This is a genomic window from Microlunatus capsulatus (genome assembly GCF_017876495.1).
GTDB classification, from domain to species: domain Bacteria; phylum Actinomycetota; class Actinomycetes; order Propionibacteriales; family Propionibacteriaceae; genus Microlunatus; species Microlunatus capsulatus.
Genome location: NZ_JAGIOB010000001.1, coordinates 4,179,074 through 4,202,556, shown reverse-complemented (window position 1 = coordinate 4,202,556; position 23,483 = coordinate 4,179,074). Strand labels below are relative to the sequence as shown.

The window sequence follows — 23,483 nt, the reverse complement described above, 5'->3', positions numbered from 1 at the left end:
CAGGCTCAGGCAGCGGTGGGGTGGGCCTTCGACAGGCTCAGGCAGCGGCGGGTCAGGCCGGGGGCTCGTCCTGACCGGACTCCTCGGCCTCGTCGGCCTCCTCCTTGGTCTTGTGCACCGCGCCGTCGGCGTGCTCGGGCGGGCCGTAGACGGTGTAGAGGACCAGCGGGTTGGGTCCGGTGTTGACGAAGTTGTGCTCGGCCCCGGCCGGGACGCAGACGAGGTCGCCCTGGGCGACCTTCTGGGTCTCGCCGTTGATCCTCGCCTCGCCCACACCGCTGACGAAGGTGAGGATCTGGTCGGTGTCCGGGTGGACCTCCTGGCCGATCTCCCCGTCCGGCGGGATGGTCATGATGACGAGCTGGCTGTACTTCCCGGTCCACAGGACCCGGCGGAAGTCGGGGTTGGTCTCGGCGACGGTCGCGATCGTGAGGTGTTCCACCCCTCCTGTCTACACAACTGGCTCGAGGCCCCGGAGCCGGGGGTCGAGGAGAGGCCGGTGGTCGTCGAGTGCGCACAACCGCAGGTCTGAGGGCCCCGTCGACCTGCGGACGCGCGCACTCGGCGCCGCATGGGGGAGCCCGAGCCCGGGGTGGAGAAGCGGCCAGCTGAGGGCGCAGGACCGGGACGAGCTCGGGTGGTGGTACGGCGTCAGCACCAGTCGTAGACGTTGCGGCTGCGCCACTTCTCCGTCACGCGACCCTTCTCGAAGGAGATCGACACGGACTGCTCGAACTGCAGCGCGTCCATCCAGAGGCTCGAGTACTCGTAGCGACCCTTCCCGCCGATGATCAGGCGGACCTGGGCCAGCGTCATGCCGTCCTTGATCTTGCTGTACTCGGGCTTGCTCACCGAGGTCGCATCGGTCTTGCGGGTGATCTTCACCGTCTGGGTCTTGCTCCTGGAGGTGGTCTTGCCGCGGTAGGTGTAACGCAGCGTGGTCCTCACCTGGTAGGACCCAGGTGAGAGTCGTACCAGGTCCATCTGCTCGTGCGACGTCTTGACCTTCTTGCCGTTCCTGCTGATCGTCACCGTGAACTCCCGCACCCGGACGTTCTCGTTCTCCTCCGTCCCGCACGGCAGAACGCTGTAGCTCGGCGTGAAGAGCCCACCCTTACCCGTGTAGCCAGCCCGGGTCTGGAAAGCCCCGTTGATCACGACCTCGATCTTGGTCGCGGCAGCAGCAGGCGTCGGACCGATCGGACTGCCAGCCATCGGGACGAGGAGCAGCGCCGAGATGACGAGGACCGCGGCGACGCAATATCGGCGGGCGGTTGAGCGCAGAGACATGGAGTTCCTCGGACGTACGACGGGGTCGCATCACAGGCTAGATCCGAAGCGCTGAGCCCACAGCCGTTCCGTGTCCTTCATCAGCTGCGTACGAGCGACTGCGCGCTTGCTCGAGCACCGACCCTCGTGCGAGTCGAGGTTGCGCGCACTCGACGCCGCGTAGAGCCAGCCGGGCTCAGAGCCGGGCGGCCAGGGTGGCCGCGCCCGGACCGCGGAGCTCGTCGGGGTCGACCGGCCGGCCGGACAGCACCAGCAGGACCGCCTCGCCGGAGGCGTGCACCTCGGCGCCGTCGCCGTGGGCCCAGTCGCGGTCCTCGGCGACCAGGCGGATCCCGGCCAGGCGCCGGCGGACCGGACCGCCGAGCAGGGCCGAGGACGGGAAGCGGGCACCCGCGCAGAAGTCGGCCACCGGCGCGAACGCCTCGGCCGGCACGGGGCGCGGCCGGCCCAGCGGCCGGCGGACGTCGAGCCCGTGCAGCACGGCGTCGACCAGCACCGCCGTGGCCGGCATGCCGGGCGGCTTCGCACCGTCGGCGGCGGCCCGGCGCAGCTCCTCCACCAGCACGGCCGGCTCGCGGCGCGCCCAGCGGACGGCGGTCTCGGCGATGATGACGTTGGGTCGGGCGCGCGCCCGGACGAGGTCGCCGAGCAGCTCCCGACCGCCCGCTCCCGCCGCCCAGGCGAGGTGCCCGGCGACGTCGCGGACCGTCCAGCCGGCGCACAGCGAGGCCGTCGCCCACTGCTCCGGACCGAGGGTCGCGAGCAGGGCCACCAGGTCCTCGCGCTCGGCGCGGACGACGTCGGCGAGCAGGGTCATGACGTCAGTCTGCACCGGCCCGGTGACAGGATCGAGCGCGTGACCCGCGCTGCCCGCACCCACCCCCGGCTCGCCAGCGACACCTTCCGCAGCATGCTCACGCTGGGGCTGCTGCTGGTCTGCTCGCCGCTGATCGGGCTGCTCTACGCCCTCACCGGGCGCAGCTCGGGCACAGGCCCGGACGAGACGGCGTCCGTGATCGGCTCGGCCCTGGGGTGCTCCGTCTTCTACTTCGCGGTCTACCAGCTGCTGACCTGGCGGGTGTTCGGCCGGGCCGGCCACGCCACCCTGTCGGGATGGGCCCGGGCCACGACCCCGCGCAGCCTCCAGCAGCGCCGGCTGCAGGTGTGGACCGGCTCCGGGGTCCGCAGCTGGGCCGTGACGGCGGCGCTGCTGGCGCTGGTCGCCGTCGTCGCCGTGCTGGTGAACCCCGCGCTGCGCTCCAGCGCGCTGGTGCTCACGACGTCCCTGCTGGTGGTGGTGACCAGCTGGAGCATGGTCGTCTACGCCTTCGCCATCGCCTACCTGCGGCTGGACGCCGACGAGGGCGGCCTCGACTTCCCCGGCGGCGACCGGCCCGTCTGGTCGGACTACCTCTACCTCGCGGTGCAGGTCAGCGCCACGTTCTCCAGCTCCGACGTCGACGTCAGCACCGCGCCGGCCCGCAAGCTGGTCACCACGCACACCCTGCTGGCCTTCGTCTTCAACACGATCATCGTGGCGCTGCTGGTCTCGGCCCTGGTCACCCTGGCGGGCTGAGCCCGTCGGGGTTCAGCGCCGGCCCCGCCGCGCCGTCAGGTAGTCGGCCACCACGTACTCGCCCAGCCGTCCGATGTCGGGGGTGAAGACCCGCCCGCCGGCCCGCCGGGCGATCGCGTCGACGAAGCGCCGCAGCCCCTCGTCGTCGCCGAGCATGAAGGTGTTGATCGTCGCCCCGTAGCGGGCCAGCTCGTCGACCTGCGCGACGGTGGCCCGGACCGTCTCGTGCGTGCTGGGCCAGCGGAAGAACGCGTCGCCGTCGCCGGTGAGGTGCGCCGTCGGCTCGCCGTCGGTGACGACGAGGACGACCGGCTCGGCGTCGGGGTGCCGGCGCAGGTGCCGGCTGGCCAGCAGGAGCGCGTGCTGCAGGTTCGTGCCCTGCACGTACTCCGGCTCGGCCTCGGCCAGCTGGACCGGCGAGAGCCGCCGCGCCAGCCGGTTGAAGCCGATGACCTGCAGCGCGTCCTGGCGGAACCGGGTCTCGATGAGGTGGTTGAGCGCCAGCGCCGTCTGCTTCATCGGGCCCCAGCGGCCGTCCTGGACCATCGAGAAGGAGAGGTCGACGCAGAGGGCCACCGCCGCGCTGGTCCGGCGCTCGGTCTCGGTCACCTCGAAGTCCTCGACGTCGAGCGTCACCACCCCGTCGCCGAGGTCGCCCATCGACGCCCGCCGGCGCAGGGCGTTGCCCACCGTCCGGGGGACGTCCAGCGGCAGCTCGTCGCCGAAGACCCAGGGCCGGGTCAGGCCGGTGGGCTCGTCGGCGGAGCCGGTCCGGTGGTCCTCGTGGTCGCCGTGGCCGCCGGCGGCCAGCTGGTCGAAGACCCGCTTGAGCGCGGTCTGGCCCAGCCGGCGGACGGCGCGCGGGGTGAGCCGCAGCCCGTCGTCGCCCCGGCTGACGTAGCCCTGCTGCTCCAGCTCGCGCTCCAGGTCCCGGAGCGCCCGGAAGTCCTTGACGGCCTCGTGGCCCAGCCGCTTCTCCAGCAGGTCGACGTCGACGTCGTCCAGCGTCGAGCCCGGGTCGCCCTGGGACAGCTGGGCCTCCAGCGCCTCCAGGTCGGCCAGCTCGGCCACCGCCTCGACGGCTTCGCTGTAGCCCAGCGACTCCCCGCCGGGCCGCATGCCCGTCGGCGACCCGCGGTCCATCCCGGGCCGCAGCGCGCGCAGGTTGTCCGAGAGCTGCGCCATCTGGGAGGCCAGGTCGGCGTCGCCGAGGGCGTCGCTCATCAGCTGGCCCAGCTGCTCGCGCTGCTCGGGGCTGAGCGAGGCCATCATCCGCTGGGCGGCCGCCTGACGGCGGGCCAGCGCGTCGATCAGCTCCTCCACCGTCTCCGGCTGCTCGGGGAACAGGTCCCCGTGCTTGTCCATGAAGTCGGCGAACTGGTCGGTGGTGTCCTCCTGCCGCGCGTGCGCGGACAGCAGGGCGTTGAGGTCGGCCAGCATGTCCTTGACCCGCTGCATCGCCTCGGGGTCGGGTGACTCCAGCGCCTGCTTCATCCCGGCGAACTGCGCGTCCAGCACCTCGCGGCGCAGCATGTCCTTGATCGCGTCGTAGGTCGCCTTCGCCTCCGGCGACGTCCAGTCGTAGGGGTCCAGGGCCCGGACGGCGCCGGCGACGTCGTCCGGCAGCGTGTCCAGCTCCATCTCCGCCATCCGGGCGTCGTCGCCCTCGGTGCCCGCCAGCGCCTCGCGCTCGGCGGCCAGCGCCTGGTCGAGGGCGCTGCGCACCTGGTCGAGCGTCCCGCCCAGGTCGCCGCGGCGGCGGGCCTGGGCCCGCAGCTTGCGGATCCGCTGGGCCAGCTTGTCCAGCCCGCCCTGCCCGTCCAGCCCGCGGCGCATCAGGTCGCGCAGCGAGTCACGCAGGTTGCCGGCGGCCAGCACGTCGGCGCCGATCTGGTCGACGGCGGCCCGCACGTCGTAGGGCGCGGCCAGCGGGTCGGGCCCGCCGCGCCACGGCCCGTAGCGGACGTTGCGGTGCGCCCGCCCCGGTCCGGGTCGGGCGGTCCCGTCGTCGCGGCCGTCCTGCGCGCCGTCGTCCTCGCTCCAGGCTTCGCTCATGCTCCGACCTCTCCCCTGCTCAGCCGCGGACGCTCAGGCCGCGCCGTAGACGGTGCGTCCGTCGACGGTCTCCTTCTCGATCCGCCGGGTCAGGTGCAGGCCCTCGAGCGCGAACTCGACGGCCGAGGCCACCTGCCCGCGGCCGGCGGCGTCGCCGTAGCCCAGCCGGTCCAGCACCTTCGACAGGCCGGGCACGCTGCCCAGCTGGGACAGCAGCTCGGTGGCGGGCACCAGCTCCCCGGTCTCGACGACGGCGCCCTCGGCGAACACGTTCGTGAAGCCGGACAGGTCCAGCCCGCCCAGCCGGTCGCGGAACGTGGCCGCCACGGCCAGCCGGAGCAGGTGGTCCAGCACCGCGCGCTCGCGGCCCTCCTCGCCCATCTCGAACTCGACCTTGCCCAGCAGCGTCGGCAGCACCACGCCGATGTCGCAGATCCGGGCGACCGCCTCGTCGTCGCCGGTCCGGGCCGCCCGCCGCAGGGCCGACGCCGACACGGCCTCGGCGGCGGCGATGGTGAACCGGGCGGAGACGCCGGAGCGCTGGTCGACCGAGCTGGACTCGCGCAGGTTGCGGGTGAACCGGGCCAGCACCTCCAGCAGGTGGTCCCCGACCTCGGCGACGACCTCCGCCTCCTGGCGTAGCAGCGCCACCTCGTCGTCGAGCCCGTCGAGGTAGTGGGTGCGGATCTCGGCGCCGAAGCGGTCCTTCAGCGGGGTGATGATCCGGCCGCGGTTGGTGTAGTCCTCCGGGTTGGCCGTGGCCACCAGGAAGAGGTCCAGCGGCAGCCGCAGCGAGTAGCCGCGGACCTGGATGTCGCGCTCCTCGAGCACGTTGAACAACGCGACCTGGATGCGCTCGGCGAGGTCGGGCAGCTCGTTGAGCCCGAACAGCCCGCGGTTGGCCCGCGGCACGAGGCCGTAGTGCACCGTCTCGGGGTCGCCGAGGGTGCGGCCCTGGGCCACCTTGACCGGGTCGACGTCGCCGATGAGGTCGCCGACCGAGGTGTCCGGCGTCGCCAGCTTCTCGGTGTAGCGGTCCTCGCGGTGCCGCCAGGAGACCGGCAGCGTGTCGCCGTGCTCGGCCGCGAGCGCGCGGCAGCGGGCGCAGACCGGGTCGGTCGGGTCGTCGTGGATCTCGCAGCCCGTCACCTCGGGGCTCCACTCGTCGAGGAGCTGGCCGAGGGTGCGCATCAGCCGCGTCTTGCCCTGGCCCCGCTCGCCGAGCAGCACGAGGTCGTGGCCCGCCAGCAGGGCGGCCTCGAGCTCGGGCAGCACGGTGTCGTCGAAGCCGACGATGCCGGGGAAGGCGGTCTCGCCCGACCGGAGCCGGGCGAGGAGGTTCTGCCGCAGCTCGTCCTTCGTGCTGCGGGAGGTCCAGCCGGAGGCGCGCAGCTCGGCGAGGGTCGCGGCGTCCGGCGCGGAGGTGGGGGTGCGGGAGGAATCGGGGGTGTGTCCGACCGTCATGCTGCGAACAGTACGACGGCACCGAAACGGGCTCCCGGCCGAGGCGGGACGGGCCTCCGCTCCTGCGTCGGCGGGCGGTCGGCGCACGGTAGGTTGGCCCTCGACAACCTGCCCTGTCGGCACCGCCGTCGTCGGCACCAGGACCGACGCGGCCCGGCCGCACGACCCGCCCCGCGGGAGCACCCGCTCCCCGCCCAGCCACGGAGGAGCTGCCCGCACCCATGCGCAGCGCGCACCTGGTGGGACCGAGCCCGGACGGCCGCTCGCTGGTCCTGACGACCGACGACGGCGACGAGCTCGCGGTCGTCGTGGACGACCGGCTGCGGGACGCCGTGCGCGGCACGACGGGGACGACGACGGCCACGACGACGACGGCCGGCACGGCCGGGGGCGGGACGGCGCGCGCCGCCCGTCCGCGGCCCGGACGAGGAGAGAACGCCATGGACACCTCACTGAGCCCGCGCGACATCCAGATGCGGGTCCGGGCGGGCGAGAGCCTCGAGGACGTCGCCGAGGTCGCGGGGATCCCCTACGAGCGCGTCGAGCGCTTCGCCGCCCCCGTGCTGGCCGAGCGGGAGCACCTGGCCCTGATGGCCCTGGCCGCCTCGGTCCGCCGCCGCGGGGAGACCTCCGGGCACCGGACGCTCCGCGCGACCGTGGCCGAGCGGCTGCTCAAGCGGGGCGTGGACGCCGACGCCGTGGTCTGGGACTCCCACCGGCTGGAGGACGGCCGCTGGGCCGTCACCGCCGGGTACGCGCTGGACGGCGAGGAGCACCACGCCACCTTCACCTTCGACCAGCGCGGCCGCTACTCCGTCGCCGCCGACGACGAGGCCCGCCGGCTGATCGGCGAGCAGCCCCCGGTCGCCCCGGGCACCCGGCGCCGCAGCGACGCCGCCGACGAGCCCACCGTCGACCTCAGCGACGAGCTGGCCCTGGTCCGGGCCACCCAGGAGGCCGCCGACGCGCGCGCCGCCGCCCGGCCCGCGACCCCGCCCGCCGGCGACGCGCTGCCGCCCGAGGACGAGGACGACGGCGACGACGGCGTGCTGCCGGGGGCGCTGGTCACCGAGGCCGTGCTCACCGAGGTCGTCGTCGAGCAGACCGAGATCAGCACCTACCGCACCCTGCGCGCCGTGCCCTTCGAGGACGACGACACCGCCCTGCCCCCCGAGCCCGTCCGCGGGCCGGCCGAGGAGCTGCTGCTCCCCGAGGAGCCGGACGAGGAGGCCCCGGTCGAGGACTCCGTGGACGAGCAGCCGGTCGACGAGCAGCCCGCGGGCGAGCCGCCGGCCGTGCCCGGCGTCGAGGACCCCTCGGAGCTGACGACGCTCTACGCGATGCTCGGCTCGGACGGCTACAGCGAGGACTCCCCGCGCGTCTACGCCGGGCTGAGCGACGCCTCGGCCGTGCCCGAGACCGCGGGCGGGCACTGGGAGCCGGCCATCGTCGTCGACTACCCCGTCGAGCCCAGCCCGGCCAACGAGGCCGAGCTGCCGGCGGCCGAGCACCCCGACCGCAGCCGGGTGCCGATGGACGACAAGGCGGCCGTCGAGCTGAGCACGCCCGTCGACCCCGGACCGCCGCCGGCCGACCGGCTGCCGGGCACCGACGAGCCGGCCCCGCCGTACGCGCGGACCGACGAGGCCGACCGGGCGGAGGAGGCCGAGGAGTTCCAGCTGGAGTCCGAGCCGCCGCCGGAGAAGAAGCCCAAGCGCAAGCGCGCCGCCGTGCCCAGCTGGGACGAGATCATGTTCGGCGGGCCCAAGCCAGGCAGCTGACGCCGGCACCCGGGTGCGCGGAGCCGACGTGGCTCAGGCGGGTCCGGTCGCCACCGGCCGGTCGGGGTCGCTCACCCAGTCGCTCCACGAGCCCGGGTAGATCCGGCCGTCCAGGCCGGCGCTGCGCAGGGCCAGCAGGGTGTGCGCGGCCGTGATGCCGGAGCCGCAGTACAGCACCGGCTCCTCGAGGCCGGCGAAGCGTGCGGCGATCTCGGCCGGCGGCCGGAAGTGGCCGTCCGGCGTCTGGTTGCCGGGCGAGGGGCGGTTGACCGCACCCGGGATGTGCCCCGCGACCGGGTCGAGCGGCTCGTGCTCGCCGCGGTACCGCTCGGGAGCCCGGACGTCGACCAGCGGCGCGCCGGCGTCGCGCAGGGCTGCCGCGCCCTCCGCGTCGACCGCGGCCAGGCCGCCCGGGCGGGGCACGAAGTCGCCGGGCTCGGAGTCGCGGTCGGGGCCCGTCTCGACGGGCAGGCCCGCCCGCTGCCAGGCCGCGAACCCACCGTCCAGCACCCGCACGTCGGGGTGGCCCGCGTCCACCAGCAGCCACCACAGCCGGGCCGCGGCCAGCGAGGTCGCCGCGTCGTGGACGACCACGGGCACGTCCGCGCGCACGCCCAGCCGCTGCAGGGCCGCCGTCAGCACGGCGACGTCGGGCAGCGGGTGCCGGCCGCCGGCGCCGGCGGCGTGGCCGGACAGCTCGTGCTCCAGGTCGACCCAGCGCGCGCCCGGGATGTGCCCGGCCTCGTGGTCGGGAAGCCCGGACGGGCCGCCGAGGGTCCAGCGGACGTCGACCACGACCACCGGGTCGGGACCGGCCAGCTGCGCGGCCAGCGCGTCGACCGAGACCAGGGGCGGCGCGGGCTCGGGGGCGGGTGCGGGATCCGTCGTGGGGTCGGGGCTCGTCGTGGGGTCGGGGCTCATGGCGCGGTCAGCTCCTCGTCGTCGCGCTCGAAGGGCAGGGGGTCGGACAGCGTCGCCCGGGCCACGGCACGGGTGACGCGGCGGCGGTGGTGGCGGCGGCAGAGCACCTCGTAGGCGACCACGACCGGTGGGTCGGTGGCGGCCGCGTCCCGGTCGACGACGTCGCCGACGACCACCTGGTCGCCCTCGACCACCATCACGCCGTCGACGGTCCGGGCGTTGTGGGTGGCCCGCTCGCCGCACCAGCACAGGGCGCGGACCTGCAGCAGCTCGACCTTGTCGCACAGCTCGACGAGCCGTTGCGAGCCGGGGAACAGCCGGGTCTGGAAGTCGGTCATGATGCCGACGGCGACGACGTCGATCTGCAGCTCGTCGACGATGCGGGCCAGCTGGTCGACCTGGACGGGCTGGTAGAACTGCGTCTCGTCGCAGACCAGGTAGTCGATCCGCTCGCCGCCGGTCAGCTGGCCCACGACGTAGTCCCAGAAGTCGAAGCCGGGGCTGACCTCGATCGCCGGCCGGGTGAGCCCCAGCCGGGACGAGATCGTCGCCTCCCCCGCGCGGTCCTGGGAGGTGAACAGCCGTCCCTTCCGCCCGCCCGCTGCGTGGGTGTGGTCGAACTGCAGCGCCAGCGTCGACTTCCCGCAGTCCATCGGACCGGTGAAGTACAGGAACTCTGCCACTCGACGATCCTGCCGCACCGGGACCGCTCGGGCCCGCACGGCCCGCCGTCGGGCCGCCCTGCGAGAAACCCGGCCGGTGCCGCCGCGGGCCCGCGTAGCGTGGCGCGGGAGCCGACGAGGAGCCCCGATGACGACGCTGCAGCCCACCCCCGCCCCGACGACGGTCCCCGGACTGCCCCCGTTGGCCGCCCGCGTCCGGGCGGTGCCGTCGTCGGTCATCCGCGACCTGCTGGCGCTCATCGAGCGGCCCGGCGTCATCTCCTTCGCCGGCGGGCTGCCCGCGCCCGAGCTGTTCGACGTCGAGGGCGCCCGGGCCTCCTTCGACGCCGTGCTGGCCGAGGCCGGGCCGCGCGCGCTGCAGTACTCCCCGACGGAGGGGAACCGGGCGCTGCGGGACGCCGTCGCCGCCCGCTACACCGAGCGCGGCCTGCCCACCGACGGCGCCGACGTCGTCATCACCACCGGCTCGCAGCAGGGTCTCAACCTGCTGGCCACCGCGCTCGTCGACCCGGGCGACGTGGTCCTGGTGGAGAGCCCCAGCTACCTCGCCGCCCTGCAGTGCTTCGCCCTGGCCGGCGCGAAGCTGGTCGCGGTGCCCTCGGGCGAGGACGGGGTGGACGTCGAGGCGCTGGCGGCGCTGGCCGACCGGTGGGCGCCGAAGCTGCTCTACACCGTCCCCACCTTCCAGAACCCGACCGGGCGCACCCTCGACCTGGCCAACCGGCAGGCCGTCGTGGCGGTGGCCGAGCGCCACGGCTTCCGGGTGCTGGAGGACGACCCGTACGCCGAGCTGCGCTACTCCGGCGAGCCGGTGCTCCCGATGGCCGCGCTGACCGGGCCGGGCCGGGTGGTGAGCACCGGCAGCTTCTCCAAGATCCTGGCGCCGGGGCTCCGGCTCGGCTGGGTGCGCACCGACCCGAGCGTGCGGGCCGGGGTCGTGGTGGCCAAGCAGGCGGCCGACCTGCACACCTCCACCGTCGACCAGGCGGCCGCCGCCCACTACCTGGCCGCCGGCCGGCTGGACGCCGCGGTGGACCGCACCCGGCAGGAGTACCGGCGCCGCCGCGACGCGCTGCTGGCCGGCCTGCCGGCCGCGCTGCCCCCGGGCAGCCGCTGGACCACCCCGGACGGCGGGATGTTCGTCTGGGCGACGCTGCCCGAGGGCTGGGACACCACCGCCCTGCTCCCCCGCGCCCTCGAGCACGACGTCGCCTTCGTGCCCGGCGCGCCGTTCTTCCCCGGCGACCCGCAGCCGTCGACGATGCGGCTGTCGTTCACCACCTACGGACCCGACGCCATCGCCGAGGGCACCCGCCGGCTGGCGGCCGCGCTCGCCGGCTGAGGCTCAGCCGGCCAGCTCCGGCGGGACCGGGAGGTCGAGCGCGCGCAGCAGCCGGGCCGTGTCGGCCCGGTGCCGCGCCGTCGGGAAGGCGTGCTCGAGGCACCAGAGCAGCTCGTGCACCCGCAGGACGTCGGCGTCATCCCGGTCGTCCCGGTCGTCCCCGGAGCCGGAGCCGGGGCCGGGGCCGGGGCCGGGGCCGCTCATGTCGTCCCAGAACCGCAGCCGGGCCCGGTCCGCCGCGGCGGGGCCGGCCCACGCCTTGTCCCAGTCGAGGACGGCGCTCAGCCGGGCCGTCGCGGGGTCGACGAGCACGTTGGCGTGGTGCAGGTCGTCGTGGGTGAGCACCGGCGGCCCGGAGCCCAACCGGTCGGCGTGCTCGACCAGCAGCCGCTCGGCCAGCGCCCGCGCCGCCGGTCGCCGGGTGCGCAGGGCGACGCGGCGGCGCAGGGCCTCGACCAGCGGCACCGGCACGACGACGCCCTGGCCGTCGAGCTCGCCGAAGCCGCCCGGCCGCACCCCGGCCAGGGCGCGGAGCACGTCGGCCAGCTGGGCGTGCACCGCCCGCCCGGCCGTGTCGTCCAGCTCCGGACGGACCTCCCGCCACCGCCGGCCCCCGAGGTGCTGCTGCAGCAGGTGCTGCACCCCGTCCAGCCGGCCGGTGCCGTCGGCGGCCAGCACGGCGGGCACCGGCACGCCGGCATCGGCGGCCGGGCCCATCACCGCGGCCGTCCGGCCGAGGTCGAGCGCGGGCGCCGCCCCCACGTCGGCGAGCTTGAGCACCAGCGGCCGGGCCGCGGCCCGCACCTCCAGGGCCAGCACGACGGCGTCGGCGCCGACCTGCAGGACGGCGAGATCCTCGACCCGGGCCGCGGCGCCCAGGGCGTCGCGGACCGCCCGCCCCGCCAGGTCGGCGACCCGGGCGGGCGACCACGGCGTCGGGGTGTCGTCCACGCCGCCATCCTGCCCGTCGCGCCGCTACGCTCGGCGCTCGTGAGCCCCCGCGTCGACGTCGAGCAGGTCCGCGCCGCCGCGGACACCGTGCTGGCCGAGGTCGACGCCGACCCGCGCTACGCCCGCACCAGCCACCTGCAGGTCCGGGTGGGAGCCGAGGTCGTGGTCGACGTCCACCGCCGCGGCCCGGTCCGCGGCGACGTCTTCTCGGTGACCAAGACCGTGCTCGCCCTGACGCTGGCCGTGGCCGCCCGCACCGACCGGCTGCCGCCGCTGGACGAACCCGTCGCCGCCGTCCTGCCCCCGCTGCGCGGCACGCCGGCCGCGACGCACACGTGGGCGCACCTGCTGACCATGACCCGGGGCGCGGAGACCGGCGGGGCCTGGGACGTCGACGCGGTCACCGCCCTGCCCGGCGGCCAGGTGGCGCACCTGGCCCGGGCGCCGCAGCGGACCCCGCCGGGAGCCGTCTTCGCCTACGACAACGGCGCCTCGCACCTGCTGAGCGCCGCCGCGGGCGCGGTGCTGGGCGAGCCGGTCGACGACTACGCCGCCCGGGAGCTGCTGGCCCCGCTGGGCATCGCGGCGCCGGTGTGGACCCGCGACCCCGACGGCGTGCCGTTCGGCCACGGGCATCTGCAGCTCTCCGCGGACAACCTCGGTCGGCTGGGCCGGCTGCTGCTGGACGGCGGGCGGGTCGGGGGCCGGCCGCTGCTGGACCCGACCTTCCTGGGGGCGATGACGACGCCGCAGTCCGCCGGTGGGCCGCCGGAGGACCGGGCCCACGGCTACCAGCTGTGGCTGGACGACGGGATGCTGCTGGCGGGTGGCTGGGCGGGCCAGCACCTGCTGGTCGTCCCGGAGGCCGACGCCGTGGTGGTCACCACCGGGGACGCCGGCTTCGACCCGGGTCCGCCGCCCACCGACGCCATGCCGCCGGACTGGCGGCCGGCCCTCGACCTGGTCCGGTCGCTGCTGCTGCCGGTGCTCCGCGGCCGCTGAGCGCGGCCCGCTCGGGACGTCAGCCCAGGAGCAGCGGGACGAGCATCTCGGCCTCGGTGAGCGAGCCGTGCATGCCGACGAGGGTGAGCTCGCGCGGGTACTGCCGCGTCATCACCGCCCAGTCGCCGCGCATCGCCACCAGCACGTGCCCGTAGCGCTCGCGCAGGTCGTCGGCGACGGGGCCGAACCAGCCCTCGTCGACGGCCTCGTCCCGGGTGCGGACCCAGGCCCGCTCGCCCAGCACGTCGCGCCACCGGTCCGCGACCCGGGCCGGGTCGTCGACGTCGACGTAGAGCTGCCGGAACCGGCCCTCGCCGGCCAGCGCGCTGACGCCGTCCAGCAGCCCGGGCTCGTCCTCGGCGATGACCTGCCGGGTGCTGGGCACGTCGACCATGCCGTGGTCGCCGGTGACGACGAGGACGACGTCGTCGGGCAGCGCATCGCGCAGCCGCTCGCACATGGCGTCCACCCGGATCAGCTGCCGCAGCCAGTCCTCGGAGTCGCAGCCGTGGCCGTGGCCGACGTGGTCGAGCTGCCGCTCGTAGGCGTAGACCAGGCTCCGGTCCCCGCGGGCCGCGGCGGCGGTGACCAGGCCGATCCGCCGCTCCTCGGCGCGCTCGTGCTCGAAGGGCACGAAGGTGGCCCCGCGCAGCGCGGCCTCGGTGAGCCCGCTGCCCTGGAACCGCTGCAGCCCGACCGAGCTGACGGCGACGCCGGCGGCGGCCGCCCGCTCGAAGAAGGTCTCCCGCGGCTGGAAGGCGCGGGCCAGCAGGTCGGACTCCCAGGTGAGCGCGTTGAGGATCTCCCCGGTGTCGGGGACCCGGCTGGTGTAGCCGACCATCCCGTGCTGGCCGGGCGGCAGGCCGGTGCCCAGGCTGGTCAGGCTGGTGACGGTGGTGCTGGGCACGCCCGCGGTGATCGGCCGGCCGCCGGCCAGCAGGCCGGCCAGGAACGGGACCTCGCGGGCCGAGCGCCGGACCAGGTTCCAGCCGAGGCCGTCGACGAGGACGACGACGTAGCGGGACGCGGCGGGCAGCCCCAGCACGTCCTCGCCCGCACCCGGCACGCCGAGGTGGGCGCCGATGGCGGGCATCAGGTCGGCCAGGGACCCCGACCCGTACGCGGGCAGCACCAGCCCGGGCAGCGACGTCGACGTCGTCACCGCGGCAGGGGTCATACCGCGGCCGCGCGCTGCAGCGCGCTGGAGAAGCGGGTGAGCCGCTCGACCCGGTCCGGGCCGTCCGCGGCGGCGCTCATCCGCACCGTCAGGTCGTCCCCGACCAGCGCGCCGGTGTAGCCGTGGTCGGCCTCGCAGCCCGGGTCGCTGCAGCTGGCCTGCTCGAGGTCGAGGCGGCGGACCGCGCCCCAGCCCACGGTCAGCCAGGTCTCGCTGACGTCGGTGCCGCCGGCGCGGTAGCTCTCGGGCTGGGTGACCACCCGGGTGAGCACGACGGTGCCGATCTTGCTCAGCGCCACCGACTCGGTCGAGGAGGCCGCGGCGATCCCGGTGGCGGGCGGCTCGGCCGGCTGGTCGTCGGTGTGCCCGACGATGAGCCGGGTGGGCGTCAGGGCCAGCACGGTGACGTGCCGGTGGATCTCGTCGTGGTTGAACGTCGGCTCGTGGTGGACGACGAAGTCGAGGAGCTCCTCCTCGCCGACGGCGAGGACGACGGCGTCCTCCACCAGGTCGGGGAAGTAGCCGCACGCCTCGATGTCGGCCCGCAGGTCACGCCGCGTCGAACCAAGCCTCATGGCGATCATCCTGCCACGGCGCCGACCGTGCGCGGACCTGCTCCACAGGGCCCTCGACGGCCTCAGCGGGAGCGTCCCGGTGTCGTCGTCGACCGCGGCCCGGGCCTCACAGCACCCGGGCCATCGGGTCGCGGCGGTCGTCGGTCGGGGCGGTGAAGATCCGCGCGCCGAGGACGCGCACGCCCTCGCGGGAGGCGATGCAGGGGCTCAGCGAGACCGAGGCCAGCTGCGGCAGGTCGTCGGCCAGCTGGGCCACCCGGTGCAGCAGGTCCTCGATGCCGGCGATGTCGACGCCGGGGCTGCCGTGCCGGCCGAACAGCGTCGGGGCCGCCTTGAGGTCGCGGACCATCGCGGCCGCGTCGACGGTGGTCAGCGGCGGCACGCGGTAGACGGTGTCGCCGAGCAGCTCCGACGGGATGCCCTCCAGGCCGAGGGAGATGATCGGGCCGAAGGCGGCGTCCTCGCGGCTGGTCACCACCAGCGCGACCCCGGGCGGGGCCATCGCCTGGACGACCGGGACGGCGACGCTGCCGACGTCCCCGCCCAGGCCCAGGGCGCGGGTCAGGTTCTCCAGCTCGGCCCAGGCGTGCACCATGTCGTCGGCGGTCACCAGGTTGCGGTGCACGGCGGCCTGGTCGGGACGGCTGCGCACCGAGGCCGCCGTGCCCTTGAGCACGACGTCCCAGCCCAGCCGGTCGGCGACGGCCACCGCCTCGTCGAGGCTGGACACGATGAACCGCGGCACCATGGTGATGCCGTAGGCCTGCAGCAGCTCGGTGGTCTCGACCCCGCTCAGCTCCCGGCCCTCCGGGTGCCCCGACAGCACCCGGTTGACCACCCGCTTGGCGCGGGCGGCGTCGACCTCCAGCAGCGGCACGGCCCCCGGGTCCCGGGTGCGCCAGTGGGCGTGCGCGGTCAGCGCCGAGAGGGCCTGGATGGCGTCGGCGGGGGCGTCGAAGCGGGGCAGCTCGCCGACGAGGTCGACGGCGCTCTCCTTGACCATCGGCGGGTGGAAGTCCAGGAACACCCCGACCAGGGGCTTCTCGGTGCGGCCGGCCACGGCGTCGAGGGCGACGATGACGTCCTCGGTGCCCTCCTCGTAGACGTTGACCGCGGCGCAGACGACGGAGTCGCACTCCGGGTCGCCCAGCGCGTCCAGCGCGGCGTCCACCCAGTCCTGCGGGGTGGCGTCGGCGCCGACCAGCACCGAGCCGGCCTCCAGCAGGCCGACGGCGCCGATGGTGTGCTGCAGCTGCGCGGCGAGGGTGCCCGAGTTGGTGACCACCCGGACCCGCGCCCCGTCGGGCAGCGGCTGCCGGGCGGCGATCTTGGCGATGTCGAACATCGCGCCGCGGCGGTGCACCACCATCACCCCGGCCTGCCGGAACAGCGCGTCGACGGCCTCGTCCGAGGCGTGCCCGAGGCCGCCGCGCACCCCGGAGTGCGACGAGCGGCTGGTCCGTCCCGGGGCGAAGACGACGACGGGCTTGCGGCGGGCCAGCCGGCGGGTGATCCGGCTGAACTTGCGCGGGTTGCCGATGGAGTCCAGCGACATCAGGCAGACCCGGGTGGCCTCGTCGTCCTCCCAGTACTGCATGACGTCGTTGCCGGTGACGTCGGCGTAGTCGCCGGTGCTGATGAAGGAGGACAGCCCGAGGTCCTGCCGGATGGCGTGGTTGAGCAGGGCGACGCCCACCGCGGCGGACTGGCAGAACAGCCCGACGCCGCCGGTGCGGGGCATCGGGCCCGGGGTGGCGTTCAGCTCGACGTCGTGGCGGGTGTTGACCAGACCCAGCGCGTCGGGGCCCAGCGCGCGGATGCCGTAGGCGCGGGCCAGGTTGACCACCGTCCGGTTGTCCCCCGGTGCGACGTCGGTGCCCGTCAGGACCACGACGCCGTGCGCGCCCTTGTGGGCCGCGTCGATGACCACCCCGCCCAACTCGGCCGTCGGGACGGCGAGCACGGCGAGGTCCAGGCGTCCGGGGACGGTGGCGATCGACGTCGCCGTCGGCACCCCGGCCACCGGCGTGCCGTCGGAGCTGATCGCCGTCACCTCGCCGCGGAAGCCGCCGCAGAGCATCGCGTTGACCAGGCCCTGGACCCGGCGGCCCTGGCCGTAGACGACCACCCGCTCCGGGTGCAGCAGCCGGTGCACCGACGCGCTCTCGGCCCGGTGCTCGCGGCGCTCCATCACCCCGACGGAGGTGTCGGTGGGCAGGATCGGGAACTCGACGGACAGCACGCCGTCCTCGATGCCCTTGGAGACCTTGTAGCCGGCGTCGGCGAAGACCTGGGCCATCCGGCGGTTCTCGGGCAGCACCTCGGCGACGAAGCCGGTGATGCCGCGCTCGCGGGCGGCCTCGGCCAGGTGCTCCAGCAGCAGCTGGGCGATCCCCCGGCCCTGGTGGGCGTCCTCGACGAGGAAGGCCACCTCGGCCCGGTCGTCCTCGGTCCGGTCGAAGCGCCCGACGCCGATCATGTCGTCGCCCACGGTGAGGATGAAGGCCACCCGGTCGACGTAGTCCACCTCGGTGAACCGCTTGACGTCGCGGGCGCTCAGCCGGGGGTAGGGGGCGAAGAAGCGCAGGTACTTCGACTCCGCCGAGACCCGGCCGTAGAAGGCGACCAGCTTCGGCGCGTCGGACGGCATGATCGGCCGCAGCCGGGCCACCCCGCCGTCGGTGAGCACGACGTCGGCCTCCCACTCCCGGGGGTAGCCCGGGGGGAGGTCGACCTGGCTCACGGACACGGCCACAGCCTACGCAACGAGGGCCGTCCAGGACCGGTCTATCCGCTGCTGTCCGCGCTGCGCTCGGCGCGCAGCAGGGCCGGCCACGACCCCCTGGCTCTAAGGTCTGGTCCATGGCCGACTTCGTCGCAGCAATCGACCACGGCACGACCAGCACCCGGTGCATGGTCTTCGGCCACGACGGCCGCGAGGTCGGGCGCGCCCAGACCGAGCACCGCCAGATCATGCCGGCCCCGGGCCGCGTCGAGCACGACGCCGCCGAGATCTGGGCGAACACCCAGCAGGTGGTGGCCGACGCGCTGCGCACCTGCGGCCTGGGCCCGGACGACCTGGCCGCCGTCGGGGTGGCCAACCAGCGCGAGACGACGGTGGTCTGGGACCGCCGCACGGGCGAGCCGCTGCACCACGCGATCGTCTGGCAGGACACCCGCACCGACCACATCGCCGCCGCCCTGGACCGCGACGGCCGGGGCGCGGTCATCCGGCACCGCGCGGGTCTGCCCCCGGCCACCTACTTCGCGGGCGGCAAGCTGCAGTGGCTGCTGGAGGAGGTGGAGGGGCTGCGCGAGCTGGCCGAGGCCGGGCACGCGCTGGCCGGCACCACCGACAGCTGGCTGCTGTGGAACCTCACCGGCGGCGTCGACGGCGGCCTGCACGTCACCGACGTCACCAACGCCAGCCGGACGATGATGATGGATCTCGAGACCCTCGACTGGGACGACGAGCTGGTCTCCTTCTTCGGGGTGCCGCGGGCGATGCTGCCGCAGATCCGGCCGTCGTCCTCCCCGGAGGCCTACGGCCGCACCCGCGCCGACGGCCCGTTCGGCGGCGAGGTCGTCATCGGCGGCGTGCTGGGCGACCAGCAGGCGGCGATGGTCGGCCAGGTGTGCCTGGCCGCGGGCGAGGCCAAGAACACCTACGGCACCGGCAACTTCCTGCTGCTCAACACCGGCGAGGAGCTCACCCGCTCCGAGAACGGCCTGCTCACCACCGTCTGCTACCAGTTCGGCGACGCCAAGCCGGTCTACGCCCTCGAGGGGTCGATCGCCGTCACCGGCTCGGCCGTGCAGTGGCTGCGCGACCAGCTGGGCGTCATCCGCGGCGCCGAGGACTCCGAGACCCTGGCGCGGGAGGTCGAGGACGCGGCCGGCTGCTACTTCGTGCCCGCGTTCTCCGGCCTGTTCGCCCCGTACTGGCGCTCCGACGCCCGCGGCGCGATCGTCGGGCTGTCCCGCTTCCACACCAGCGCGCACATCGCCCGGGCGACGCTGGAGGCGATCTGCTACCAGTCCTGCGACGTCGTCGCGGCCATGGAGAAGGACTCCGGCGTGCACCTGGAGGTCCTCAAGGTCGACGGCGGGGTGACGGCCAACGACCTCTGCATGCAGATCCAGGCCGACACCCTGGGGGTCGACGTCAGCCGGCCCGTCGTCGCCGAGACCACCGCGCTCGGGGCGGCCTACGCGGCCGGCCTGGCCGTCGGCTTCTGGGCCTCCGCGGACGACCTGCGCGCCAACTGGCACGAGGACCGGCGCTGGACCTCCGCCGTCGACGACGAGCGGCGGCGGGCGGGCCACGTGGGCTGGCGCAAGGCCGTCGAGCGCACACTGGACTGGGTCGAGGTGTAGCCCCGGCCCGTCGCCGACCTCCCCCGCGCTCCCTCCCGAGAGGCCCCACCCGTGCTGTCCACGACCGCCCCGCTCAGCCCGTCCGCCCGTGCCGCGGCCCTCGACCGGCTGGCCGGGGAGGAGCTCGACGTGCTGGTCATCGGGGCCGGCGTCACCGGCGCCGGGGCCGCGCTCGACGCCGTCACCCGGGGCCTGCGGGTCGGCCTGGTCGAGGCGCGCGACTTCGCCGCCGGCACCTCCAGCCGCTCCACGAAGCTGTTCCACGGCGGGCTGCGCTACCTGGAGCAGCTGAACTTCTCCCTGGTCTTCGAGGCGCTCAAGGAGCGCTCGCTGGCCCTGAACCGGATCAGCCCGCACCTGGCCCACCCGGTGCCCTTCCTCTACCCGCTGCGCCGCCGCGCGTTCGACCGGCTCTACGCGGGCCTCGGCATCGGCGTCTACGACGTGATGGGCGCCGGCCGCGGGGTGCCGCACCACCTGCGCCACCACGGCCGCAAGAAGACCCTGGAGCTGTTCCCCTCCGCCAGCCGCGACGCCCTGGTCGGCTCGATCGAGTTCTACGAGGGCCAGGTCGACGACGCCCGGCACACGATGATGCTGGCCCGGACGGCCGCCCAGTACGGCGCGGCCGTGGCCACCAGCACCCGGGTCGTCGGGTTCCTCCGCGAGGACGACCGGGTGGCCGGGGTCCGCGTCCGCGACCTGGAGTCGGGCCGGGAGATCGAGGTCCGGGCGAAGCAGACCATCAACGCGACCGGGGTCTGGATCGCCGAGCTCAACGAGATGCTCGGCGGCCGCGCGCCCTTCACCGTCCGCGCGTCCAAGGGCGTCCACCTCGTGGTGCCGCGGAACCGGATCAACGCCCGGACCGGGCTCATCACCCGGACCGAGAAGAGCCTGCTGTTCATCGTCCCGTGGGGCGCGCACTGGATCGTCGGCACCACCGACACCGACTGGCAGCTCGACCGGGCGCACCCGGCGGCCAGCCAGGCCGACATCGACTACCTGCTGGGCCACGCCAACGCCCTGCTGGCCGACAAGCTGACCCGCGAGGACGTCGTCGGGGTCTACGCGGGGCTGCGGCCGCTGCTGGCCGGGGAGTCGGACTCGACGTCGAAGCTCTCCCGCGAGCACGCGGTCGCCTCGCCCGTCCGCGGCCTGGTGATGATCGCCGGCGGCAAGTACACGACCTACCGGGTGATGGCCGCCGACGCCGTCGACGCGGCGGTCCGCGAGCTGCCGCAGCGGGTGCCCGCCTCGTGCACCGAGGAGGTGCCGCTGGTGGGGGCCGACGGCTACCACGGGCTGTGGAACGCCCGGGCGCTGCTGGCCGAGCAGACCGGCCTGCGCCAGGGCGTCGTCGAGCACCTGCTCAAGCGCTACGGCTCGCTGCTGCCGGAGGTGCTGGGCGTCGCCGAGGGCCGGCCCGAGCTGCTGGAGCCGCTGGCCGGGGCGCCGGAGTACCTGCAGGTCGAGATCGTGTACGCCGCCTCCCACGAGGGCGCCCTGCACCTGGACGACCTGCTGGCCCGCCGCACCCGGATCTCCATCGAGACCTGGGACCGCGGGCTCTCGGCGGCCCCCGAGGCGGCCGCGCTCGTGGCGCCCGTGCTGGGCTGGGACGCCGCCGACGTCGACCGCGAGGTCGAGCACTACCGGCTGCGGGTGGCCGCCGAGCGGGAGTCCCAGTCGAAGCCCGACGACCTCTCCGCCGACTCCGCCCGCCTCGGCGCCCCCGACGTCCGGCTCCCCCGCCCCTGACCCCGCCCGCCCCTTCCGTGCCCTGAGCTAACTCTCCGCGCCCCCGCGCCCTGAGCCCGTTCCTCCGCTCCCTGAGCCCGTCGAAGGGCCCCGCCGACTCAGCCCCGCACCAACGCGTGAGTCGGCGCGGTGTCTTCACCGCGCCGGCTCACACGCTGTCGCCCCGGCGGTCGGCCCGAGCGGACCAGTCCCGCGGGTGGGCGGTAACGTCACGGGCATGCCGTCGCTGAACCGACACCTCCGAGCGGCCCGCGACTTCCTGGTGAAGCACCGGGACGACTACGAGGTCGCCCACGCCGGCTTCAGCTGGCCCGAGCTCCCGCTCTTCAACTTCGCCACCGACTGGTTCGACGGGCTGGCCGAGGAGAACCCCGACGGCGTGGCCCTCTGGGTGGTCGACGGGGCGCAGGAGACCCGGCTGACCTTCCGCGAGCTCGCCGACCGCTCCGTCGCCGTCGCCCAGTACCTGCACCACCTCGGCCTGCGCCGCGGGGACCGGTTGCTCGTCGTCCTGGGCAACGTCGTCCCGCTCTGGGAGGTGATGCTCGGCGCCATCCGGCTGGGCGCCGTCGTCATCCCGGCGACGCCTCAGCTCTCGGCCGGCGACCTCGCCGACCGGGTCGGCCGCGGCGACGCGCGGATGCTGGTGGCCGACGCCGCCGACGTCGACAAGTTCGCCGACCTCGACCTGCCGCTGGGCCGGCTCGTCATCGGCGGCGACACCGTCCCCGAGGGCTGGCTGGACTACCGCCGCGTCGAGGACTTCCTGCACGCCGACCGGCACCTGCCCGGCGTCAGCAAGGGCGACGACCCGGTGCTGCTCTACTTCACCTCCGGCACCACCGCGCTGCCCAAGCTGGTGGAGCACAGCCAGACGTCCTATCCCGTCGGCCACCTCTCCACCCTGTACTGGATGGGCCTGCAGCCCGGCGACGTCCACCTCAACATCTCCTCCCCCGGCTGGGGCAAGCACGCGTGGAGCAACTTCTTCACCCCCTGGCTGGCCGGGGCCACGGTGCTGGTGCACACCTACACCCGCTTCGACCCCGACGTGCTGCTGGAGGTCCTCGTCCGCTGCGGCGTGACCACGTTCTGCGCGCCGCCGACGGTGTGGCGGATGCTCGTCCAGACCGACCTCGCCGCCTCCCGGACCGCGCTGCGGGAGGTGCTGAGCGCCGGCGAGCCGCTGAACCCCGAGGTGATCGACCGCGTCCGCGACGCCTGGGGGCTGACGATCCGCGACGGCTACGGCCAGACCGAGACGACGGCGCAGGTCGGCAACCCGCCGGGCGCCCGGGTCAAGACCGGCTCGATGGGCCGCCCGCTGCCCGGCTACGACGTCGTCCTCGTCGACCCGGCCAGCGGCGAGGTCAGCGCCACCGAGGGCGAGCTCTGCCTGCGGCTCGACCCCCGCCCCGTCGCCCTGATGAAGGGCTACAAGGCGACCGCGGACACCTTCGACGACGCCCTCAACACCGAGTCCTTCGCCGGCGGGGTCTACCACACCGGCGACGTCGTCAGCCGGGACGAGGACGGCTACCTCACCTACGTCGGACGGGCCGACGACGTGTTCAAGTCCAGCGACTACAAGATCAGCCCGTTCGAGCTGGAGTCGGTGCTCATCGAGCACCCGGCGGTGGCGGAGGCGGCCGTCGTCGCGGCGCCCGACCCGATCCGGCTGGCGGTGCCGAAGGCCTACGTCATCCTCGCCGCCGGGCACGCCCCCGACGCCGAGACGGCCCGCTCGATCCTCGCCCACGCCCGCTCCCACCTGGCCCCCTACCGCCGGGTGCGCCGGCTGGAGTTCGGCGAGCTGCCCAAGACGATCAGCGGCAAGATCCGCCGCGTCGAGCTCCGCGAGGCCGAGGAGGCCCGCGACGGCCGCGCGCCCGGAGAGTTCCGGGACTCCGACTTCGAGTGGTGACCCCCGGCCGAGCTCCCGCTGCCTGAGCCCGGCCTCCGCTGCCTGACCTGAGCTCTACCCCCGCTGCCTGAGCCTGTCGAAGGCCCTTCGACGAGCTCAGGGCGCGGTGGGCGGCTCAGTGCGCGGTGGGTTCGGAGCGCGGTGGGCGCCCTCACTCCGGCGCGGGCGCGAGCGTGGTGATGCAGAACGGGTGGCCGGCCGGGTCCAGCAGGACCGTCCAGCGCGGGTCGGGCTGGACGTCGGCGCGCCGGGCGCCGAGGTCGAGCGCCCGCCGGACCGGGCCGTCGAGGTCCGCGCCCGCCGTCAGGTCCAGGTGCACCAGCGGGGACCCCGGCCAGACCGGCGGCACGTAGCCCTCGACCCGCTGCGGCACCAGCAGCAGGCCCGGGGTCTGCACCCCGACGCTGCGGGCGGAGGTCCAGCGCCGGTGGCCGCCCAGCAGGGCGAGGTAGAAGTCCGCCAGCTCCTCGGGGTCGGCGCAGTCCAGCGAGACGGCCACGAAGCGCAGGCCGTCGGGCACCGTCATCTCGTCCACGCGGTGACGCTAGCGCCCCGACACGGGTCCCGCCCGTGTGCACGGTGTCCGGGACGGCGGCGCCCGGCA

At 75.0% G+C, this 23,483-nt stretch carries 19 protein-coding genes; 7 read left to right on the top strand and 12 right to left on the bottom strand.

What is annotated here, in order from left to right; translation table 11 throughout:
• Nucleotides 1-52: 52 nt before the first annotated feature.
• From JOF54_RS19485 to JOF54_RS19475, 3 genes are all read right to left on the bottom strand, one after another.
• The gene (locus tag JOF54_RS19485) at nucleotides 53-442 is read right to left on the bottom strand and encodes a cupin domain-containing protein (protein WP_307804403.1); all 390 of its coding nucleotides are present in this window, start codon (nucleotides 440-442) and stop codon (nucleotides 53-55) included.
• A gap of 209 nt (nucleotides 443-651) precedes the next feature.
• Entirely contained in the window at nucleotides 652-1,047 is a 396-nt protein-coding gene (locus JOF54_RS19480; protein ID WP_210058932.1) for a hypothetical protein, read from the bottom strand.
• Nucleotides 1,048-1,465: 418 nt separating this feature from the next.
• Nucleotides 1,466-2,107 carry a maleylpyruvate isomerase family mycothiol-dependent enzyme gene (locus tag JOF54_RS19475; protein WP_210058930.1) on the bottom strand — a complete coding sequence of 214 codons (642 nt, stop codon included), beginning with the start codon at nucleotides 2,105-2,107 and terminating at the stop codon, nucleotides 1,466-1,468.
• Nucleotides 2,108-2,146: 39 nt separating this feature from the next.
• Here JOF54_RS19475 and JOF54_RS19470 point away from each other — a divergent pair, with 39 nt between their 5' ends.
• On the top strand, nucleotides 2,147-2,866 hold the full coding sequence (locus JOF54_RS19470; protein WP_210058928.1) for a DUF1345 domain-containing protein: 720 nt from the start codon (nucleotides 2,147-2,149) through the stop codon (nucleotides 2,864-2,866).
• 12 nt (nucleotides 2,867-2,878) lie between these two features.
• On the opposite strand, the gene JOF54_RS19465 is transcribed toward JOF54_RS19470, so the two are convergent.
• Nucleotides 2,879-4,921: a vWA domain-containing protein gene (locus JOF54_RS19465; protein ID WP_245358220.1), complete on the bottom strand. Its 2,043-nt coding sequence runs from the start codon at nucleotides 4,919-4,921 to the stop codon at nucleotides 2,879-2,881.
• Nucleotides 4,922-4,954: 33 nt separating this feature from the next.
• Entirely contained in the window at nucleotides 4,955-6,385 is a 1,431-nt protein-coding gene (locus JOF54_RS19460) for a sigma 54-interacting transcriptional regulator (protein WP_210058926.1), read from the bottom strand.
• A 221-nt stretch (nucleotides 6,386-6,606) separates the two neighbouring features.
• Here JOF54_RS19460 and sepH point away from each other — a divergent pair, with 221 nt between their 5' ends.
• Entirely contained in the window at nucleotides 6,607-8,166 is a 1,560-nt protein-coding gene (sepH, locus tag JOF54_RS19455; RefSeq protein ID WP_210058916.1) for a septation protein SepH, read from the top strand.
• Between the two features lie 33 nt (nucleotides 8,167-8,199).
• Here sepH and JOF54_RS19450 read toward each other — a convergent pair whose 3' ends face one another.
• Both JOF54_RS19450 and JOF54_RS19445 read right to left on the bottom strand, forming a co-directional pair.
• Nucleotides 8,200-9,087 carry a sulfurtransferase gene (locus JOF54_RS19450; protein WP_210058913.1) on the bottom strand — a complete coding sequence of 296 codons (888 nt, stop codon included), beginning with the start codon at nucleotides 9,085-9,087 and terminating at the stop codon, nucleotides 8,200-8,202.
• The gene (locus tag JOF54_RS19445) at nucleotides 9,084-9,770 is read right to left on the bottom strand and encodes a thymidine kinase (RefSeq protein WP_210058912.1); all 687 of its coding nucleotides are present in this window, start codon (nucleotides 9,768-9,770) and stop codon (nucleotides 9,084-9,086) included. The genes JOF54_RS19450 and JOF54_RS19445 overlap by 4 nt, the downstream gene beginning before the upstream one ends.
• Nucleotides 9,771-9,897: 127 nt before the next feature.
• Between JOF54_RS19445 and JOF54_RS19440 the strand changes: the two genes are divergently transcribed.
• On the top strand, nucleotides 9,898-11,112 hold the full coding sequence (locus JOF54_RS19440) for an aminotransferase-like domain-containing protein (protein ID WP_210058909.1): 1,215 nt from the start codon (nucleotides 9,898-9,900) through the stop codon (nucleotides 11,110-11,112).
• Between the two features lie 3 nt (nucleotides 11,113-11,115).
• Here the strand turns inward: JOF54_RS19440 and JOF54_RS19435 are convergent, their stop codons facing one another.
• Complete coding sequence (locus JOF54_RS19435; protein WP_210058907.1) at nucleotides 11,116-12,063, bottom strand: phosphotransferase family protein; 948 nt, start codon at nucleotides 12,061-12,063, stop codon at nucleotides 11,116-11,118.
• A 39-nt stretch (nucleotides 12,064-12,102) separates the two neighbouring features.
• Here JOF54_RS19435 and JOF54_RS19430 point away from each other — a divergent pair, with 39 nt between their 5' ends.
• Nucleotides 12,103-13,065: a serine hydrolase domain-containing protein gene (locus JOF54_RS19430; RefSeq protein WP_210058905.1), complete on the top strand. Its 963-nt coding sequence runs from the start codon at nucleotides 12,103-12,105 to the stop codon at nucleotides 13,063-13,065.
• Nucleotides 13,066-13,084: 19 nt separating this feature from the next.
• On the opposite strand, the gene JOF54_RS19425 is transcribed toward JOF54_RS19430, so the two are convergent.
• The 3 genes from JOF54_RS19425 to JOF54_RS19415 all read right to left on the bottom strand — a co-directional run bounded on the left by JOF54_RS19425 (nucleotide 13,085) and on the right by JOF54_RS19415 (nucleotide 17,566).
• Nucleotides 13,085-14,242, bottom strand: a complete 1,158-nt coding sequence (locus JOF54_RS19425) for an alkaline phosphatase family protein (RefSeq protein WP_210058903.1) — start codon at nucleotides 14,240-14,242, stop codon at nucleotides 13,085-13,087.
• On the bottom strand, nucleotides 14,239-14,817 hold the full coding sequence (locus JOF54_RS19420) for a DUF5998 family protein (RefSeq protein WP_210058901.1): 579 nt from the start codon (nucleotides 14,815-14,817) through the stop codon (nucleotides 14,239-14,241). The genes JOF54_RS19425 and JOF54_RS19420 overlap by 4 nt, the downstream gene beginning before the upstream one ends.
• A 106-nt stretch (nucleotides 14,818-14,923) precedes the next feature.
• Nucleotides 14,924-17,566: a bifunctional acetate--CoA ligase family protein/GNAT family N-acetyltransferase gene (locus JOF54_RS19415; RefSeq protein ID WP_210058898.1), complete on the bottom strand. Its 2,643-nt coding sequence runs from the start codon at nucleotides 17,564-17,566 to the stop codon at nucleotides 14,924-14,926.
• Between the two features lie 113 nt (nucleotides 17,567-17,679).
• Here JOF54_RS19415 and glpK point away from each other — a divergent pair, with 113 nt between their 5' ends.
• The 3 genes from glpK (at nucleotide 17,680) to JOF54_RS19400 (ending at nucleotide 22,879) form a co-directional block, all read left to right on the top strand.
• Nucleotides 17,680-19,194, top strand: coding sequence for a glycerol kinase GlpK (gene glpK, locus JOF54_RS19410; protein WP_210058895.1), 1,515 nt, complete (start codon nucleotides 17,680-17,682; stop codon nucleotides 19,192-19,194).
• Between the two features lie 51 nt (nucleotides 19,195-19,245).
• Entirely contained in the window at nucleotides 19,246-20,955 is a 1,710-nt protein-coding gene (locus JOF54_RS19405; RefSeq protein ID WP_307804399.1) for a glycerol-3-phosphate dehydrogenase/oxidase, read from the top strand.
• A 217-nt stretch (nucleotides 20,956-21,172) separates the two neighbouring features.
• Nucleotides 21,173-22,879: an AMP-binding protein gene (locus JOF54_RS19400; protein ID WP_210058885.1), complete on the top strand. Its 1,707-nt coding sequence runs from the start codon at nucleotides 21,173-21,175 to the stop codon at nucleotides 22,877-22,879.
• Nucleotides 22,880-23,030: 151 nt separating this feature from the next.
• On the opposite strand, the gene JOF54_RS19395 is transcribed toward JOF54_RS19400, so the two are convergent.
• Entirely contained in the window at nucleotides 23,031-23,405 is a 375-nt protein-coding gene (locus tag JOF54_RS19395; RefSeq protein WP_245361276.1) for a VOC family protein, read from the bottom strand.
• Nucleotides 23,406-23,483 lie beyond the last annotated feature (78 nt).